Genomic DNA, 18,438 nt, shown 5'->3' with positions numbered 1-18,438 from the left:
GGCACCCATTGCCTGCCAGGCTAAAAGGTAAGGTCTATGTCAAATTTGATCAGAATCCTGGCGGCGGGGATGACGCTGCAGTTGTTGGTTGCCTGCAACACCCTGCAGCCGGCGCGAATGGCGTTGCCGACTCAACTGGCGCAAGGCGCGCAGGTGGTGGAAATTGAAGGTGTCGGTGGCGGAACCCGGGGTGAATTTACTCTGGGCCAGAGGCCTGGTAAGTTTTTCCGCTCCTCGTCGCGGCTCCAAATTTTTGATATCTACGATGGCCGGGGCGCTCGCCTGGAGTATGAATTTGATGGCGTGAAAGCCACTTGCCAGGCACGGGAGCGCCAGCTCAATTTGTCATTCCTTAACTTTTCACCAAAACCCATGGCGTATGCCTGTTCCTTCAGCGCAGCGGGTAAGCCAGTAGCCACCTCCCTCGAACTGCAAGAGAACAAAGCGGGAGTCGCCGGTGCCCTGGGGCAGCAGTCACGGCGCGGGCAGTTGCTGTTCAGCCAGAGCCTGCTACAGATTACATCGGTGCATGAGTTGCAGGGCAGCCCGATCCGGTTGCGCCAGCCGATTGGTTATCGGTTTGAACTGGAAGGTAAAGTCATCGGCGCAGTGGAAATCAATGGCGGTGCAAGAATCATTTATCCGCACGGCCAGCCCCCGGAAGTCCGCAAATCGGTGGAGCTGGCGTCACTGGCGCTGGGGTTATTCTGGGATCCGGGGGAGTATGACCTGGTTGAGTAGAGGTGGTGGTGCTGTTTATTCCAGAACCACGGAATACTGGAATTTTTCCAGGACCTGCTGCAGCCACTTCAGCTGGCACTCCGGAAACAACAAGCCATGGCCTGAAGAGTCAGCGCGAAGGCTAAAAAAAACCCTGTATTCTCGCGTTCGTCAAAAATACAGGGCAACTGCGGAGCAGAGATTTCAGGGTTAAATCGCGTTAAAACCAGATCTGGTTTAATTGCCCGGATTCGAGCTCATTGGCATAGCTGAGGTAATAGTTGCGGTTGGGGGCGTTGTATTCGCGCTCAGCCAGGCCGCGCAGGGCCTTGATTTTTACCTCACGGGCCAGCTTTTGGTCTCCGTCAGGCAGCCATTTCACCTGGTCCGCAAGCTCCAGGGCCCACTGGTAATCGCGCTTCTTTAATGCCCCTTGCATCTGCCTGGTCAGCTTGCGGGTACCGCCGGCGAGCTCGGCAATTTTCTCCGCCCTCAACCTTGGCTCCAGCGGATTCAAGGTGGTCGGGTTGCCATCGAACCAGCCCAGCAAGCCCACGTAAATCGCTCGCACCGCATGGTGTACCGTACCGTAGAATTCAGTGAGGTAGGGCTTGTCGCGCAAGTGCTCCGGCAGCGCGACTTCATGTGCGATCTGCTCCGGGCTCTTGCCCTCGTTGATACCCGTCACGGTTTGATCATACACGCTGCGTATCGCCTCACTGTAATCCGCCAGTGCGGTGGTGGCAGCAGCACCCTGAATTGGCAGTGTGTGCCCGGGTACCAAAGAGCGCGGCTTCAGCTCGGCCATCTTCGCGACGCTTGCTGACCAATCCAGAACATCGCGATAGGCGGTGCCGCGGATTGCATACAGGTTGGGAAACGCGCTGTAAAAATTATCGCCGGAAAACAGCACCTTCTCGGCAGGCAGCCAGACAAACATGGCGTCGTCGGTTTCACCCGGCCCATAATGAAATTCGAGATCCACACCGGCGATCGTTGTTTTGTGAATGCCGTGGGGAATTTTTACCGTGGGAGCCAGGAAACCCGTGCCGCCATCCCGATCCTCGGTGCCCGCCGGGGCAACACCCCGGTTGGTTCTTTCGTGTGGTGGGAGGTTGCGACCGAACTGGCGCACATTGCGCTTTATCTTGATGGGATTTACCGACTTGTTCAGGCCTTCTTCGGCGCTGCCGAAGCTCTCCATGGCATAGATTTCGACCTGTTCAGCGCCGGTAAAGCCACTGGCGCCGCCGATATGATCCCCGTGACTGTGGGTGTAGATGATCGCCTTGACGGGCTTGTCACTGTACGCACGAAATGCGCTGTAGGCGCTGGCCGCACTTTTCGGCCCTCGTAGCGTGTCGACGATAATGACGCCGTCGTCTCCCACAATCATCGAGGTATTGGCACCGTGAAAGCCAACTGCGGTGTAGACGTTGTCGGCAACCTTGACCACCTGCTGCTCAAACTGCTGGTTCTGCGCCTTGAGCATGCTCAGTGCGGTGGCTGGATCTACCTGTGTGCCCGCAGACACGCCTTGAGACGCGGCCAGCGACAAAGCCAACACGCCCATAAAACCTGATTTGATCGTCATTTCCAGATATCCCCTATTGTGTGCAGATATACAGAGCCCTGAGCCCCTGACATGCCGGGTAGTTACTATAGTTGGTAACCACACAGGCAACAATGCAGCACTGTGCATACACAGCGTTCTTAAAATTCGAACGATCTGCGAATCTTGCAGCAGCGGCGGGGTCTTGCCCCCATAGCGGCATCGCCACCCGCGGGCATGACTCGATCCGGTAATTCTCCGGTTCATTGCAACGGCATACACCCTGGCCATACAATTAGTCGCAAGTAAAATAGTGGGTATTTACAAACTTTTTCTCTGGGGTGCGACCATGATAATTCCCGTGATGCCAACTTGGTTGTTACCTCGGAGTGGCTGTTGCGGCCGGGCAATCGGTACGCTGATTGTGCTGCTGCTGAGCCCGGTATTAAACGCTGAGCCCCAGCAAGCTTCGGATCCTGCCAGCGAGGAGGGTGAGCCTTTGTGGCAATTGGGTCTGGGTGCCGGGGCGGTCCGGGTGCCCTATTACCCCGGTGCCAGCGAAAGTGATAATTTCGCGTTTCCGGTGGTTTTTCCGGTCTACCGGGGTGAATTCCTGAAAGCGGACGAGGATGGTGTGCGTGGCGAGCTGTTCGCCAATCGACGCTGGCAACTGCAGGTGAGCCTGGATTTTAACTTCTCCATAGATAGTGACGAGGTTGACGTGCGTGAGGGTATGCCTGACTTGCCGGCAACTCTGCAAATCGGGCCGTTGCTAAAATATCACGCCTACCAATCGGATGACCTGAACTTGTGGTTGCAACTGCCAATAAGGGCCGTTGTCGGTGGGGAAGATTTAGATATCGACTATGAGGGCTATCAAATTAACCCCAGACTGGTACTGGAAAAGCCTCTTGCCAGTGCCTGGGGGCGCTGGCGCTGGACGCATCACCTGGGGCCGGTTTATGGCAGCGAAAAATATCACCGCTTTTATTTCGGCGTGGCACCGCAATTTGCCACAATTGATCGGCCGACGTATGAGGCAAGCTCCGGCTACGGTGGTGTACGTTACCAGATGTCATTGACCAAACTGGATGAAAAACACTTGTTTTCGGTGTTCTTGCGCTACGACGATGTCTCGGCGGCCAGCTTTCGAGACAGTCCGCTGGTTACCGAAGATCACACCTTTGCCGTGGGGTTTGTGTACAGCTATTTTGTCCTGAATTCGAAGGCGCGGGTTGTTCGGGGTAAAGCAGGGCGCAATGAGCGATAACATAGAAAGCTGTATTTCTGATCCCATTGCATGGTAGAAACTATTGCTGGTTGACCACCGCTGCTGTCCTCCTGACCTGATAGCCCTGCCTTGTCACTTTCTGGAAAAAGGTATAGTTTCTTAACTACCCTGCTTAAGCTATACCAGCGACTATCGGGGGCCGAGGAATCTAACTCTAAACAATATAAGTGCTACTTTCTTGATATCCAACCGATCTAATTAGGTGTTGGTTTTATCAAGGTTAAATCCAGAGCAGATGACGAGTCTGGCTGTGGCGTGAGAGGCAGTTCGCGGGCAGTGGTCGCTTGGCATCGATCGTTGTTCATAGCTCAAAAAGTATTCGCTTTATTTCCTTCGCTGGCTCTTGCTCTTACGACCTAATAATAACAGGAGAGAGTTGTGACCATTCCTATAGACCAATTGGAAGGCGTTCTGGTCAGGGTTGAAGCCGCTGTCAACAGTGAATTTCTCAGCAAGTGGTCTTTCGAACGGCAACTGGACACAGTCGCGCGTGCGCTCAAACGCTATATGGAAGACAGTCTGAGCGCCAATGACAGCGCCGTGGAAGTTGGGTGTTCGATCCTCTATCGCCTGCCCGAGGATCCCAATCGATGTGTACTCGGCGGCGGGTCGACCGATCGGCGCCGGATGTCTGCGGGTGCTCGCTGCTATAACCTCGCCGACGAGTCAACCGGTTTTACCGCCTTTTCTGTTGCCAGGGACTACAAGCTTGTATTCGACGACTTTAAAAAGGCTGTCGACCAGTTTGGTAACACTATGCCACCGCTGGTGCGACATCGAAACCAGGATTGTGAACAACAAGCGAGTCAAACCCGAAGCTTTCTCTGTTACCCGATTTTGCATGATGCCTCTGCGACTCTTCAGGCACGCAGGGTCAGAGCACCGGAAGAGGTAGAGGGTGATCGCGGCCAGTCGATGGCTATCGGCGCGGTAAGATTTTCGTCGTCCGCAGGCAGTATCGGCAATCGCCTCGACCAGTTGCTAGAGCCGAGTCTCGTACATCGGCTCTGCACGATCATCCAGGTTGGCAGGTCCAGTGTGCAGAGCAACGCCGTCGTCAACCAGGGGCTCGCAGTGGCTGACCTCTATCTCGATATGTTGCGTTATCGGACCAGGGAGTATGTCGGCCTGGATCAACTGGCGTTTCATCTGCAGACAATTTTCGGGCGCTGCGAAGTGTCGGTATTTGTCGCCCATGAAGTGGCTGGATGCAATATCGTACCTCTGTATTTAGCTGTGACGACGGCCCTTGGCAGGCAGGACCAGCAAGCCAGGTTCAGGGAGACGTTCGGTGCCGATGGCCAACACTACCTTTGCCATTACGACAGGGATGGCAACCCGCTGGAAAACCAGTCTCGCTGGACGAAAACAGAAGCGGCCTATTACAAGCCGAATGAAGTCTTGCTCGAAGTTCAAGACCCCACATCGATTCGGTTTGCCGGTAGGGGCGAGGTCAGTGAGAGTGGTTCCTTTATGGCAGTTGCGATTCCTGGCCAGGCAGGCTCTCGCCCCTATGGCGTCATCCGTGTGGTAACAGAGAAGGAGCGCAAGTTTGAGAATGCGGATAAGCAGCTCTTAAATGCGGTTGCCCGATTACTGGGGCCATGGGCCGAGCTTTTTCCCTACCAGAGGCAGCTGGAAATTGATTGGGGCGATCTGCGTCTGCGCAATGAAGCGGTTAAAAATTTGCAGGGAAGAAGCAACCTGCACACCATCGACGACGAAATCGAATGGCTGCTGCGCAAGCTGTTCTGTGAAAGTAAAAAAATTGCGATCAATAGTTGCCTGAGTATTGAACCAGAAAAGCCCCAATGGGGTGTGGTGGAATTGAGGGTGACAGACGCGGACGGTATACAGAAAAAAGTCAGGTGCGAACGGAAGAACCTGAAATATGCCTTTGATACTGAATTGTTGGCGCGGATGGGCTCTCGAGAAACTCGGCACTTGATTGGTTTCGCCGAGGTGTTGATACCCTCCGCCGAAGTGTTTTATGAAAGGGAGCTCGAACCGGAAACTGAACAGAGACTGATTGCCTTATTAACGGATGTGATTACGCAGACGCAGCGGGAAGATCAAAAGGATTTCAGTTTGAGAATCAAGCACAAACACGGTAGACGTTTCTGTACTATCGAACATCTACCCGATACGCCGAAAACGGACATCCGCCCGCCGCAGCGGGAATCCGGCATAGATCAAATTGTCGACGAGGCGCTGACGCCCCATGATTCCATGTCCTACTCCAGAGCGGTAGAAAAAATAGTACAAGGATTGCTGGTCGGTCAACTGGGAGTGATGCCTGCTTCGCAGCAGCCAATTCAAATTTATGTGCAACAAACGGTGGGTGATCGGCAGGCTGATCCCCATATATATGAGGCTATCCAGGCGCTGCAAAATGCTCGAGAAGAAGAGAGCGACGGGGCGGTTTTGAGCGCGCTGAGTGCAATCGAGCAAGAGATTACGGCGCTTAAGCGCGATAAAGATCTTAAGCAAGAGGTGGTTGAGTCAGGACTCACCCGTATTCGCAAAGGCCTGGAAGAGCTCGGCAAAATCGCCGGTGCTGCAAACAAAACCTACAGCAATGTAGCGCCGGCGGTGCGAGGCGCAATTGAAGTGTTCAGCAGGCTTATTGGTTGAACCTATGGACTGACTATTGGGAGGTCTGAAGGGAGCAAATCATAACCCCGGCGATACACGATTGAACCGGTTAAATCGTTTCAGGAGCAAAGGCAACATGTACGGTGTATTGTCGTATAAGCAGATAGTAGAAATTGTCAAACAGCGCTTTGAAAATCGCGATTACCACGCTCCGAAATCACAAAACGCAGCGGACCAGCCCACCTTGGTGCGAATGGTCGGCCTGCTGTTTACTCGTCCGGATTCGAACCTTGCTCAACAGGAAATCATTCCCGGTCTCGATTACTTTCACGTCCGCTCCGGAAATCACATTGATTTCCCCGGTGCCACAACTTAACCTGTCTCCTTTCTTACAGGAGAACAATTCATGGCGCACTTGCCCCGCCTCCGCCTGTCCGGCTGCCCCAAGCGATGAGCAGTGCGCAGCGCCATGACACTGGCCCAAATGCTTAATGTAATTCTTTCTTGCGCCACCCTGGCGCTCGTCACGGTGACCCTATTGCCCTTGTGGCACCACCCGCATTGGCTGGTGCGTGGCCTGGATTTTCCCCGGCTGCAGCTGGCGACGCTTGCGGCGCTATTGTTTTTACTGCAGCTGTGCTGGCTTGACCTGGAGCTGGGAATTAACGGGATCCTGGCCGGTGTTACGCTGGCCTGCCTGGCCGGACAGCTTTGCTGGATCATCCCCTACACCCCCGTTTGGCCGCCGGAAGTGAAGGCGTCGAACAACGCTGACTCCGAGCGCAAGATCAGCATCCTCACGGCGAACGTGCTGACCCCGAATCGGCAAGCCCAGGCCTTGCTCGAGTTGGTCAGGCAGTATCAGCCCGATGTGCTGGTAACCCTTGAGTCAGACGCATGGTGGCAACGTCACCTCGACACGCTGCAGACTGAAATGCCCTACAGCATCAAGTGCCCTTTGGATAATCTCTACGGCATGCATGTCTATTCGCGCCTGCCGCTCGAGAATAGCGAGATCTCGTTCCTGGTCGAGGAGGGCGTTCCTTCAATGCATGCGCAGCTGCGATTACGCAATGGTGTTTTAGTCGACATGCATTTTCTCCATCCGGCCCCCCCCAGCCCTACCCAAAACCCCGAATCTGCCGAACGCGATGCCGAGTTGGTGATTGTCGCCCGCAGCGTTGCGGGCAGGAATCAGCCGGTCATTGTGACCGGCGACCTCAATGACGTTGCCTGGTCGGCCACCACGCGCCTGTTTCGCAAGCTCAGCGGATTATTGGATCCGCGAGTGGGGCGAGGAATGTTTAATACCTTTCATGCGCACTACCCCTTCCTGCGCTGGCCGCTGGATCACCTGTTTCACAGCCAGCACTTTACGGTCGACTCGATTCAACGCCTGCCCTCGTTTGGCTCGGACCATTTTGGGTTGTTCACTGAGCTGTCGTACGCCCCAGCCCGCGGAGCTGAGCAGGAAGGGTTAGACGCAGACCATTCTGATCGTATGCGGGCTCGATCTATTGCAGACCGGCAAAATGTAAGCGCTGCGGATGTGCCTCGGCCGGGTACGTGAGAGGTTAGTTCGGTGCGCGGGCTGCAATTATGTGGTGCAAGCTGACTGCCAAAACAGTGGCTGGCGCGATATTCGTGCAGTCTTCTGGTGCTAAAAAAATTCCTTTAAACCTGTCTTGGTGCGGTCGGCGAATGAACCCGGGCCAAGCATAATTTATTCACTTTATTGTCACCCTATACCCTTGTTTTTAATTTCATTGCTGTTGATATGGTAACTGCAAAAGCATCATTTCCAGATGCATTAATGAGGTGCATTATGACAGCTGAATACATAAGTAGCAGTACGCCACCCAGGGGTAACGACAAGTCGGACCGTCCACACGAAGCCGCTGGCAAACTGGTTCAGATGGGGGTGAAGGAGGGCTCCGAGAGTTTGGTTCGCGATATCAACGTCAAGATCGCCGATATTGAAAATCAACTGATGCTCATGTCCCTCGACGTTGGTGGCGCGCACAAGGAGCTGCGCGAAACCGTGGACCTGTTGAGTCAAACCCAGCAGGCGCTGGGAGAAAACCTGGCGGAAGTCAGTGCCGAGGTTCGTATCAGGGGCCGGCAACAAAGGCAGTTCGTCGCAGTATTGGAAGAACGTTTTACACAGGTTTTCCAGCAGCTGGGCGAGAGCCTGAACAATGCCAACGAGGCAATTGACAGCCAGCGCGAACGCATTGATTTACTTGACTCCGGTCACGCGGAACTTGGCCAAATGCACGCGGATCTCGCGCAACGTGTCGCGCACCAAAGCCAGCAACTGGCGCGAGTCGAAGAGTTGGCAAAAGACGGTATTTCCAGCAACCGCATGGAGATCGTCGCGCTGAATGAAAAGCATCGCCAGCAACTGGAAACCTTGCGACTGTTGAGCGATGACCAGGATGCCACCCGCACTTATACGCAAAAGTTAAATGGCTATATTGCTGAGCTGGAAACCAACCTTGCCGCCCAGGCGCGCAAGGAAGACAAGCGAGCCGGCCTGATACTGGGCCTGTTGGCGGCGGTCGCCGTTGTGACCATGGCATCAATCACTTACCTGGAATTAAACCCGAGTCGTATTCCGGCGCCGGTTAGCGCCCAGATAGATGGACTGGAAATGTCGGTGACCAGCCTGAATAGTGATGTGGCCGCCGCCCAATCGGTGGTGGCCAGCAATCGCAGCGATATGCTGGCGCTGGCAGAGAATCTGCAAGCCGGGTTAAACAGCCAGGCGCAGAAAACGGAAGAAGAAGTGCAACAGCTGAACTCCAGGTTTGAAGACCTGCAGTATCGAGCCCTGGGCCCGGGTACTCTTGCCGAGGTCACCGCCAAGCCAGTGCTGCCATTGCAGGATAATGACTGGCTGGCAAGCCAGGACAGCCAGCACTACAGCATCCAGCTGGCCGGTTTTTTCCGCCAGCAACAGCTGGTGGATTACATCAACTTGAACGCCGCCAGTCTTGGGGAGAAGACCTTGTTTTCTACCCAGGTAAAGTACGGCACCCGGGATTGGTACAACCTTTACACGGGTAGCTATGGCAGCCTCGAAGAGGCCGAAGCGGCACTTGATACGCTGCCGTTGCGCTTGCGCAGCAACAGCCCTTACGTGCGCTCCTTCGGCACCATCCAGCGCGCGGCGACGCGCTGATCAACGGAGATCATTGGGGCGCGCAACAGGCGCCTCATTGATCCCCGATCCTATGCCAGCCTCGCCAGAATCGTCTCCATCACGCTAACCACCTTAGCGCACTAGCGCGAGTCCAGGGCGTCGGGGTGGGGCGCGGCAAACTGCCCTGTATCGTTGTCGAAATACTGTCCGGATGCAGCCGCAAACTCTTCAGCGAGGGCGGCGCGAGTGAGGATGTCAGCGCCGATGCGGATATCATCGCCGTTGGCCAGTTCAATCCGTCCGGCCAGTGCGTCCAGGTTCACCGATGCCATCGGTGGCGCCGGTAATCAGAATGGTCTTTTGCATGTTTGTATTCCTCAGGCACGGAAGTCCGGCAGTACGTCGTCGGCCAGACGCTGGAGTGTGGTCTCGATATCGGCCTGGTTGAAGCGCAGATTCAAGGCGACATGGTTGACGCCGATCTCCTCCAGCGCGCGCAAGTGGCGAGTGCCCAGGCGAAGCCCAACTGCTCCGCCAGCTGGATCCGCTGCAGCTGGTCGAGCATGCTCGGTACCGGGCTGTGGGCATAGGTTTCCAGCGGCAGCACCAGGCCGAGGCTCAAGCGCCCCGGGCGGAACACGGTGTTATAACCGCGATTGATGGGGCGGAAACTGAGGTTGTCAGTATTGACGGCCTGGTTCATTGAGTTCTGTTCCTGAGTCAGAATCAATGCGGCCCGCGACACTGGCCCCATTGATTGCTCCTGATTGTTATCCAGTGGTTTAGATGTCAACCACTACTTTGCCCATGCCAGCACCGCTGGCCAGGCGCGCGTGTGCCTTGCCTACGTCTTCCAGTGCGTAGCGATTCTCATCCACGACCGGTTGCAGGCCACCGGCTTCAACAATCTCGGTCAGGGCATTGAGGATCAGGGCGTGCTGCTCGCGCTTGTGGTTGTGCAGCATGGGTATCAGCATAAACACCACGTGCAGGGACAAGCCCTTGAAATGGGCCAGGGTCAGGTCCAGTTCCAGCATGGAGACGGTGGTGGCAACCTGGCCGTTAAGGGCGGCGGCCTCGAAGGAGGTGACGATATTGGCACCGCCGACCGAGTCGAAGACGATATCAAAACCGGCACCACCGGTATGGCTGGCGACGTAATCCGCCACCGTTTCGGTCTTGTAGTTGATGCTCTTGGCACCGAGTTTCTCGATCAGCGCCAGCTGCTTGTCGCCGCCGCCGGTGGCGTAGACGCTGGCGCCGAAATGACGGGCCAGCTGCAGGGCGACATGACCGACACCGCCGGAACCGCCGTGGACCAGCACGCTTTGGCCTTTGCTGATGCCCGCGCGCTGCAGGCCTTCATAAGCGGTAATGCCCACCAGTGGCAGCGCCGCGGCTTCGCGCATGGACAGGTTTTTCGGTTTGCGGGCTATCAATTGGGCATCGGCGACGATGTACTCGGCCAGGGTGCCCTGCAGGTCTGCCAGACCGCCGGCGCAGCCATAGACCTCATCGCCGACAGCGTAGTTACTGACACCCTCGCCAACCGCTTCCACCGTGCCGGCGAAATCCATGCCCAGTACTGCGGGCAGCGCCGGGGAGAGGGGCAGCTCCTCTCCCATCTCGCGGATCATGGTGTCGACGGTATTGACGCTGGTGGCTGCAATGCGCACCAGTACATGGCCGGCTTTCACTTCGGGCTTGGGTATCTCGGCGGATTCAAAAACTTCAGGGCCACCAAATTTGCGGATCAGCATCGCTTTCATGAGTAATTACCTTTTTCTTTGTTTGGGTGAAAGTTGTCTCGATTGATGGGTGCAGTGTATTCAATTGTTTATTGGTTGATAATGGCGTATTTTAAGTAATCACTTTATGGATAATATTGATAATTGCTTATGAATATTGAGCACCTGAAACTGTTTGTGCGGCTGGCCATCACCCATAACATCAGCTCAGCGGGGCAGGAGCTGGGCCTGTCACCGGCGGTGGCCAGTTCCTACATCATCAAGCTGGAAGAGGGGTTGGGGGTGCGATTGCTGCATCGCACGACGCGCAAAGTGTCACTGACGGAAGAGGGCAAGGCGTTTTTGCCTCACGCAGAAGACGTGCTGGCCAGTGTCGAAGCGGCGCGCGCCTCGGTGGGGGCGGGCAGTGCCTCCCCCAGGGGCACGCTGCGGGTTGCGGCGCCGGCCTCATTCGGCCGTATGCACCTGGTGCCGGCCATGGGGGGCTTCCTGGCCCGCTACCCGGACCTGACGGTGGATCTGCGCTTGTCTGACTCCATCATCGATATGGTCGAGGGTGGCTTTGACATTGCGGTGCGCAATTCCGAGTTAAAGGATTCAACCCTGATTGCGCGCAAGCTGGCGCCGGACCAGCGCATTGTCTGCGCCGCGCCGGACTACCTCGCCAGGTACGGTGAGCCGGAGTCGCCCCAGGCGTTGCAACAACACCAGTGCATTACCCTGATGGGCTTGGAAAGCTGGACCTTCGAGACCCCCGACGGCCAATTCACAAGCAAGGTAAACGGCAGCTTTCGCACCGACAACGGCGAGGCGGTCAGGGATGCCTGCGTCAGTGGGCTGGGCATTACCCTCAGTTCCACCTGGAGTATTTATCAGCACCTGCAGCGCGGCGAGCTGGTGCAAATACTGCGCAACTACCCGCTGGTATCCAATACCGCCATCTGGGCGGTATACCCCAGTTCGCGCCTGCTGGCACCCAAGGTGCGGGCGTTTATCGATTATTTTGCCGAGTGTTTTGGGGATGCGCCTTACTGGGATAGAACATTGTCCGCTTGATTCCTCTAGTGCCCCGGACCAACAAACTGCGCGCCGACCTCAGCCCTGCGGCCCGGGTGGGCAGCGTGGACAAGTTCCACGGTCAGGAGGTCCCGCGGGCGTTGCTCAGAATGTGCGCCAATAACGTATGCTGGTGGTGTTTGCATCAAAAAAATTGCGGTATTCTAGGTTTGTACAAATAATCTTTGGCGGGTACTAAAAACATTGGCTATACGGGTTGTATAGACAGCCGCGTGGAGCAGGGTAGTTATGCAATGAAAGCAGGGTATAGCTGGTTGATTGACCAGGGGCATGCAAAAGCACCATTGCCAGATCACTATGCTGAGATTCGGTCTGTGACTCGGATTGAGGTCATCGGGAGCTGTATCGCTGTGCCAGCCACTGTTGCACCGGCCAGGCAGACCCTGCTTGACCACGTTCTCTTTGCCCTGAAGCATGAAGGGGTTAATTTGACTGTGCTGGCCCAAGTACTCCCCCAGATACCGGAGATTGAGCTGCGAGCCGCTTGCGACGCCAGCCCTACCAGCCAATACCTGCGCAAGGCCGGTTACTTGTGGGAGCATTTTACCGGCAGTGCAATCAGGCGTCAGCAAACGAAGCTGCGTTCAAACTATGTCCCGTTGTTTGACCCGAGCCAATACCTGACCAGTACCGGGGTCCGCAATAGTCGCTGGCGCATACTGTTTAATGGACTTGGCTCACTGGACTATTGCGTTACGGTGCGCAGAACACCTGAACTTTCGGCGCTTCTGGATAAAAACCTGCTGCAACTGGCTGGCGAATTTACCGAATCGCTGCCTCCGGATATTCTCAATCGCGCTTTGGCGTGGGCCTATCTGGATGAAACCCGTAATTCCTTCGCTATTGAGAACGAGGTTCCCAGCGGTGATAAAGCGAATCGCTTTGTCAGCCTGCTACAACAGGCCCATGTAGCCCGGAAGCTGGATGAAGACTATCTGGTGGCTTTGCAAAATGCAGCTATCAGCAATGTATATTATCGCGCCGCTTCATTCAGGGCGGTGCAGAATCACCTGAGTAATGGCCTGCGTGGTGCGATCGGTGTGAGCTATGTGCCGCCTGAACCCGAGCTGTCCAGGGCTCTTATGGAGCGGTTAATGGAGTTGGCTAATACCCCGCCACAGGGCCTGGATCCTCTGGTGCTGGCGGCCATCGTTTCATTTGGATTCGTCTTTATTCATCCATTTATGGATGGTAATGGCCGCTTGTCACGTTTCCTCTTCCATCAGGTGCTGTGCCAGCAAGGAGGGCTAAAAAATGGCCTGTTGCTACCTGTATCCGCAGTGCTAAAGCAAAATGAGGCCGACTACAAAGCCACGCTGGAGGCGTGGTCTGCTCCCACCCGGGCGTTCTGGGATGTCACTTGTATCGACGATGAACACATCGAGTTTGATTTTCAGGGGCACCCGGCACTTTACCGCTACTGGGATGCCACTCAGTGCGCCACCTTTATGGCAGGGGCCGCGGAGCAGGCGATTGAGAATCACCTGAAAGAAGAGACGGAATATCTCGGCCACTACGATGAAATTTACCAGCGCGTCGATCGTGTTTTCGATGTAGCCAATGCCGACCTGTCCAGGCTGGTTATGTTTTGCATGGATCAGCAGGGCAGGTTATCGGCCAAGCGCCGCAGACAATACCAGTACAAAGTGCCAGAAGAATTGTTTGAAGTTCTCGAGCAGGCATATCAGGACGTCATGAATCCGGGAGGGGCAAGCCCGGAGGGCAAAGGCTCTGCTTAGGTCGATGCAAGAAACCTGGTGTATGGGGCCTATTCAGTATCGACGAGTGCCGGAAAATGAGCATATAGGTGTCGAGATCATGGAGAGCCACTTAGGGTGGGGTATTGATCCCGTCATTTGTAGACACCGGAGCGGTGCCCTACCTTGACCACGTGAACAACCAGTATTTCGTCTCGAATTTCGTACACGATTCGATACAACCCTTGCCTGACCCGGTATCGCTCCTGGGCGGAAAGCTTGATACAGCCTTCGCCGCGGGGTTCATCGGCGAGGGCGTCAATTCGTTTAAGGATGCGGCTGACATCCTTGTTGGGAATGTCGCGCAGATCTTTGACAACCGACCTTTTGAAGGTGATTTTATATTTTGCCATGCTTTTTCAAATCATTGAGCAGGGCTTCATAGCTGATTTCTTTTTCGCCGGCCCGCTCCGCAAACGCAGCCAGGTCTTCCTGGTCTTCGCTCATCAGCAAGCGCACCGCTTCGTCTATCAGTTCTGACACAGAACGCTGGGAGGATGCCGATTTCAGCTTCAGTGCCTGATGGATTTCAGGTTCGAAGTAAATGGTTGAACGCTTGGACAAATTGCTCATAACTACCTCCATTGATAGCATTATAACGTTAAACATTGTGATGCTATGATGTCTCGAGTGTCAATGGCTCCCATTGACTCCAACCGCTAAATGACTATAATTTCGCCACTTTAAAATTTGTCAGGATTGCAGCAGGCGCTCTTCGGAGCCTCATGCCGCGTTAGGCTGCCATCCTTCCCTAGCCGCTGTCTGTCTCATGATCCATTGATCCCTGCACGGCTGATTCTCAACTCTCGATCTTAAACCAAACCTTCATGGTTGCTGCCTGTGCTTTTCAGCATGAACGTGGCTGTCGCAGGTTAATTATTTAATAGGTTGTTCATGCTCGAAAAAATGAAACTCGAATGGTTCTCCAATATCCGCGGGGACCTGCTGGCCGGTACCGTGGTGGCACTGGCGCTTATTCCGGAAGCCATCGCCTTCTCCATTATCGCCGGGGTCGACCCCAAGGTCGGCCTTTACGCCTCCTTCTGTATCGCGGTGGTGATTGCCTTTGCCGGCGGCCGGCCCGGCATGATCTCGGCCGCTACCGGCGCCATGGCGCTGCTGATGGTGACGCTGGTGCGGGAGCACGGGTTGGAGTACTTGCTGGCGGCCACCCTGCTGACCGGGGTTTTCCAGATTGCCGCCGGCTTTCTCAAATTGGGCAGCCTGATGCGCTTTGTGTCGCGCTCGGTGGTCACCGGCTTTGTCAATGCGCTGGCGATCCTGATCTTTATGGCCCAGTTGCCGGAGTTGACCAACGTCACCTGGCATGTGTACGCCATGACCGCTGCCGGCCTCGGCATCATCTACCTATTTCCCTACCTGCCGGTGATCGGCAAGAGTGTGCCTTCGCCGCTGGTGTGTATTGTGTTGCTGACCGCGCTGGCGATGGTGGTGGGGCTGGATATCCGCACGGTGGGCGACATGGGTGAGCTGCCGGATACCCTGCCAATTTTCCTCTGGCCGGAAGTGCCGTTGAACCTGGAGACGCTGTACATCATTCTGCCTTATGCCATCGCCTTGGCGGTGGTGGGACTGCTGGAATCCATGATGACCGCCACCATTGTCGACGATTTGACCGACACCAAGAGCGATCGCAATCGCGAGTGCAAGGGCCAGGGCATCGCCAATATCGGCTCCGGCCTGATGGGCGGTATGGCGGGTTGCGCCATGATTGGCCAGTCCATCATCAATGTGAAATCCGGTGGCCGCGGCCGCCTGTCGACCTTTGTCGCCGGACTGTTCCTGATTATCATGGTGGTGTTCCTGGATGAGTGGATTTCGCAGATCCCCATGGCGGCGCTGGTGGCGGTGATGATCATGGTCTCCATCGGTACCTTCTCCTGGGAGTCGGTGCGGGACCTGAAGAAGAACCCGGTGTCCAGCAACACGGTGATGATTGCCACAGTGATCGTGGTGGTGGCCACCCACAACCTGGCGCTCGGGGTGCTGGTCGGGGTGTTGTTGGCGACGCTGTTTTTTGCCAACAAGATTGGCCGCTTTATGGTGGTCAAGTCCATTACCGGTGAAGCCGGCGACGAGCGCACCTATCAGGTGGTGGGCCAGGTGTTCTTTGCCTCGTCGGAACAGTTTGTCGAGTCGTTTGATTTTCGCGAGGCGGTGGCCAAGGTAAAAATTGACCTGTCTCAGGCCCATTTCTGGGATATCACCTCGGTATCGGCGCTGGATAAGGTCGTGATAAAGTTTCGTCGGGAAGGCGCTGAGGTGGAGATCCTCGGTATGAACGACGCAACCGCCACCGTGGTGGACAAGTTTGGGGTCCACAATGATCCCGCCGAAGTCGAAAAGCTGTTGGGCGGACACTAGGGAAAACTTATGAACAAGATAATTACCTGTATCGATGGTTTCGTCATGGCGGATGCGGTGTGCCAGGCGGCGATTTGGGCCTCAAAACGGCTCGGCAAGCCGCTGCTGTTTTTGCATGCCATTGAAAAGGAGCAGCAGCACGGCGCCGATGACCTGACCGGCGCCATTGGCCTCGGTGCGCGCTCGAACTTGCTGGAGCAGATGGCGAACCTGGATGAGCAGCGCAGCAAGCTGGCCTTGCAGTACGGCAAGGAGTTGCTGGACGCCGCAGCGGCCAAGGCCCGGGAGCAGGGCATTGCCGAGGTGGAGCAGAAGCAGCGCCACGGCGACTTCGTGGAGGCGCTGGCAGAACTGGAAAGCGAGGCCCGCCTGATGGTGGTGGGGCGCAGCGGCGAGGGCCGTAAAAACGACTTTAAAGCCCTGGGCTCCCACATAGAAACCCTGATCCGCCAGGTGCATACGCCGCTGGTGATCGTGCCGAAAGATTTTGCAGAACCGACCAATTTTATGCTGGCCTATGACGGTCGCGACACCGCCGACCGGGCCCTGGCCCGCATCATCAGTGGCGGCTTGCTGAAAGGGCTCAAGTGTCACCTGGTGATGGTCAGGAACAATGAGTCCGCGCAGCAGGAAAAGCTGGACCAGGCCAAAGCGCTGCTGCAACAGGAAGGGTTTGAGGTGCAGGCCGAGTTGCTGGAAGGTAATATTTACGAGACATTGATGCAGTACAAGCGTGAGCACAGCATCGATATGCTGGTGATGGGAGCCTTTGCCCACTCCAAGGTGCGGCAGTTCTTCCTCGGCAGCAATACCATGCGCATGCTGGAAAACAGCCAGATTCCGCTGGTGGTGTTGCGCTAGCCCGGGTAATCTGGTTGTTGCGGTTGTCCCCGTTTCTATAACCCGGTGAAAGGAGAATCAAACGATGAATCCTGCATTTGAGGAGCTGGAAAAGTTAATCCAGGAAAAGGTCGATATGGGGCTGTTTGGCTCCACGGAGCAAGCGATAGCCAGCATCAAGCACTGGCTTGAGGAAATCGAAGACCACTATATCGACGAAGACATGCACAACCAGGATGCCTGACCCGCTTATTTATAAGCAATGGCGGCGCTGGTGGGGCCGGTCAGGGGGATGACCTCGAAGCGTTTAAAGCCGACTTCACTGCACCAGCGCTTGAAATCGGCGCCGGTGTAGTCGAATCCGCCGCCGGTTTCGATCAGCATGTTGAGGGACATCAGCAGGCCGAAAGCGTTCTCCCTGCGCTCGTCGTCAATGATGTTCTCAATGGCGATAAACGCACCGCCCTCAGGCAGTGCCGCATAGGCCTTGCGAATCAGCAGCATCTTGGTTTCCAAATCCCAGTCGTGCAGGATATTGCCCATGGTCACCACATCCGCGGGCGGGATCGGGTCGCTAAAAAAGTCGCCGGCCACAGCCTGGATACGGTCGCTTAAACCCGCCGCCTGGATCGCCTTGCTGGCGTGCGGCGCGACCGGCGCCAAGTCAAAACTTTGCAGGCGCAAATGCGGGTGGCGTACCGCAACCAGGCGCGACAGCAGCGCCAGCGCGCCACCCACGTCCGTAACCGTCCGGTAGCGGGCAAAATCAAAGACATCGGCCAGAGCGGCGAAGTTACCGCCCTGAATGCCACTCATTCCCTCGAGAAAAACAGTTAAGGCGTTGTCGTCGGCGTACAGCTGATCGAAGATCGACTGGCCGCCTTGCTGCAACTCATTCTGCGGTTCTCCGCTGCGCAGGGCCTCGCCGAGGTTATTCCAGAAACCGAACAGCCGGGCGTTGAGCATTTTCGGCAAGCCACCGATGTAAGTGGGGCTGTTCTGGTTAAGGAAGGCGTTGGTTTCCGGGGTGTTGCGGTAGCGGGAATCCGGGCCATCGCCGTCCCGTTCCAAAAAGCCCAGCGCCACCAGCGCGTCGAGGAAGTCGCGGCTGGCGCGCGGGTGCAGGCCCAGCTCACCCTCCAGCTCCCCGCCGGTCATGGCGGCAGCGTCGAGCGCGGTGAATAAATCAAACTCGGTCGCGGTAAGCAGTACCTTGGACGCCCAGAAGGCGGTGGCGGTTTGCAGAATACGGGATGGATCCAGCGGGTTGCTCATTCGATTGCTCCTTGCTGTCTGTGAAGACCTGTAGCCTTGGGTGACGGTTACTG

General features: G+C 56.1%; 18 protein-coding genes. 11 read left to right on the top strand and 7 right to left on the bottom strand.

Annotated elements, in window-relative coordinates:
* Positions 1-36: 36 nt before the first annotated feature.
* Positions 37-741 (top strand): VV20781 family protein, encoded by a 705-nt coding sequence (locus G8764_RS12155; RefSeq protein ID WP_166164909.1) that lies wholly within the window; start codon positions 37-39, stop codon positions 739-741.
* A 199-nt stretch (positions 742-940) separates the two neighbouring features.
* Here G8764_RS12155 and G8764_RS12150 read toward each other — a convergent pair whose 3' ends face one another.
* A complete protein-coding gene (locus G8764_RS12150) occupies positions 941-2,314 on the bottom strand; it encodes an alkyl/aryl-sulfatase (protein WP_166164908.1) in 1,374 nt (457 codons plus the stop codon).
* A 382-nt stretch (positions 2,315-2,696) separates the two neighbouring features.
* Between G8764_RS12150 and G8764_RS12145 the strand changes: the two genes are divergently transcribed.
* The 5 genes from G8764_RS12145 to G8764_RS12125 all read left to right on the top strand — a co-directional run bounded on the left by G8764_RS12145 (position 2,697) and on the right by G8764_RS12125 (position 9,342).
* Positions 2,697-3,542, top strand: coding sequence for a MipA/OmpV family protein (locus tag G8764_RS12145; RefSeq protein ID WP_166164907.1), 846 nt, complete (start codon positions 2,697-2,699; stop codon positions 3,540-3,542).
* Between the two features lie 399 nt (positions 3,543-3,941).
* A complete protein-coding gene (locus tag G8764_RS12140; protein ID WP_166164906.1) occupies positions 3,942-6,197 on the top strand; it encodes a hypothetical protein in 2,256 nt (751 codons plus the stop codon).
* Positions 6,198-6,294: 97 nt separating this feature from the next.
* The gene (locus G8764_RS12135; protein WP_166164905.1) at positions 6,295-6,534 is read left to right on the top strand and encodes a hypothetical protein; all 240 of its coding nucleotides are present in this window, start codon (positions 6,295-6,297) and stop codon (positions 6,532-6,534) included.
* A 93-nt stretch (positions 6,535-6,627) separates the two neighbouring features.
* Positions 6,628-7,728, top strand: coding sequence for an endonuclease/exonuclease/phosphatase family protein (locus G8764_RS12130; protein WP_207951849.1), 1,101 nt, complete (start codon positions 6,628-6,630; stop codon positions 7,726-7,728).
* Between the two features lie 255 nt (positions 7,729-7,983).
* Positions 7,984-9,342 (top strand): SPOR domain-containing protein, encoded by a 1,359-nt coding sequence (locus G8764_RS12125; protein WP_166164904.1) that lies wholly within the window; start codon positions 7,984-7,986, stop codon positions 9,340-9,342.
* Between the two features lie 101 nt (positions 9,343-9,443).
* Here G8764_RS12125 and G8764_RS12120 read toward each other — a convergent pair whose 3' ends face one another.
* The 3 genes from G8764_RS12120 to G8764_RS12110 form a co-directional block, all read right to left on the bottom strand.
* Positions 9,444-9,635: a hypothetical protein gene (locus G8764_RS12120; RefSeq protein WP_207951848.1), complete on the bottom strand. Its 192-nt coding sequence runs from the start codon at positions 9,633-9,635 to the stop codon at positions 9,444-9,446.
* A gap of 125 nt (positions 9,636-9,760) precedes the next feature.
* The gene (locus G8764_RS12115) at positions 9,761-10,006 is read right to left on the bottom strand and encodes a hypothetical protein (RefSeq protein ID WP_166164903.1); all 246 of its coding nucleotides are present in this window, start codon (positions 10,004-10,006) and stop codon (positions 9,761-9,763) included.
* A 79-nt stretch (positions 10,007-10,085) separates the two neighbouring features.
* Positions 10,086-11,072, bottom strand: a complete 987-nt coding sequence (locus tag G8764_RS12110; RefSeq protein ID WP_166164902.1) for a zinc-dependent alcohol dehydrogenase family protein — start codon at positions 11,070-11,072, stop codon at positions 10,086-10,088.
* 129 nt (positions 11,073-11,201) lie between these two features.
* Here G8764_RS12110 and G8764_RS12105 point away from each other — a divergent pair, with 129 nt between their 5' ends.
* Positions 11,202-12,107 (top strand): LysR family transcriptional regulator, encoded by a 906-nt coding sequence (locus G8764_RS12105; RefSeq protein WP_166164901.1) that lies wholly within the window; start codon positions 11,202-11,204, stop codon positions 12,105-12,107.
* A 185-nt stretch (positions 12,108-12,292) separates the two neighbouring features.
* Complete coding sequence (locus tag G8764_RS12100; RefSeq protein WP_207951847.1) at positions 12,293-13,867, top strand: Fic family protein; 1,575 nt, start codon at positions 12,293-12,295, stop codon at positions 13,865-13,867.
* 113 nt (positions 13,868-13,980) lie between these two features.
* Here G8764_RS12100 and G8764_RS12095 read toward each other — a convergent pair whose 3' ends face one another.
* Both G8764_RS12095 and G8764_RS12090 read right to left on the bottom strand, forming a co-directional pair.
* Complete coding sequence (locus G8764_RS12095) at positions 13,981-14,238, bottom strand: type II toxin-antitoxin system RelE family toxin (RefSeq protein WP_166164900.1); 258 nt, start codon at positions 14,236-14,238, stop codon at positions 13,981-13,983.
* Positions 14,225-14,458 (bottom strand): CopG family transcriptional regulator, encoded by a 234-nt coding sequence (locus G8764_RS12090; RefSeq protein ID WP_166164899.1) that lies wholly within the window; start codon positions 14,456-14,458, stop codon positions 14,225-14,227. The genes G8764_RS12095 and G8764_RS12090 overlap by 14 nt, the downstream gene beginning before the upstream one ends.
* A 321-nt stretch (positions 14,459-14,779) precedes the next feature.
* Between G8764_RS12090 and G8764_RS12085 the strand changes: the two genes are divergently transcribed.
* The 3 genes from G8764_RS12085 (at position 14,780) to G8764_RS12075 (ending at position 17,354) form a co-directional block, all read left to right on the top strand.
* The gene (locus G8764_RS12085) at positions 14,780-16,270 is read left to right on the top strand and encodes a SulP family inorganic anion transporter (RefSeq protein WP_166164898.1); all 1,491 of its coding nucleotides are present in this window, start codon (positions 14,780-14,782) and stop codon (positions 16,268-16,270) included.
* Between the two features lie 9 nt (positions 16,271-16,279).
* Complete coding sequence (locus tag G8764_RS12080; protein WP_166164897.1) at positions 16,280-17,131, top strand: universal stress protein; 852 nt, start codon at positions 16,280-16,282, stop codon at positions 17,129-17,131.
* Positions 17,132-17,195: 64 nt separating this feature from the next.
* Entirely contained in the window at positions 17,196-17,354 is a 159-nt protein-coding gene (locus G8764_RS12075; RefSeq protein ID WP_166164896.1) for a hypothetical protein, read from the top strand.
* A 5-nt stretch (positions 17,355-17,359) separates the two neighbouring features.
* On the opposite strand, the gene G8764_RS12070 is transcribed toward G8764_RS12075, so the two are convergent.
* Complete coding sequence (locus tag G8764_RS12070; RefSeq protein WP_166164895.1) at positions 17,360-18,385, bottom strand: methyltransferase; 1,026 nt, start codon at positions 18,383-18,385, stop codon at positions 17,360-17,362.
* Between the last annotated feature and the right edge of the window lie 53 nt (positions 18,386-18,438).

The sequence above is a fragment of the Pseudomaricurvus alcaniphilus genome, assembly GCF_011440395.1.
In the GTDB taxonomy this organism is placed as follows: Bacteria; Pseudomonadota; Gammaproteobacteria; order Pseudomonadales; family Cellvibrionaceae; genus Pseudomaricurvus; species Pseudomaricurvus alcaniphilus.
Note: the sequence above shows the minus strand (reverse complement) of the source record. Positions and strands in the feature narration are given on the sequence as shown.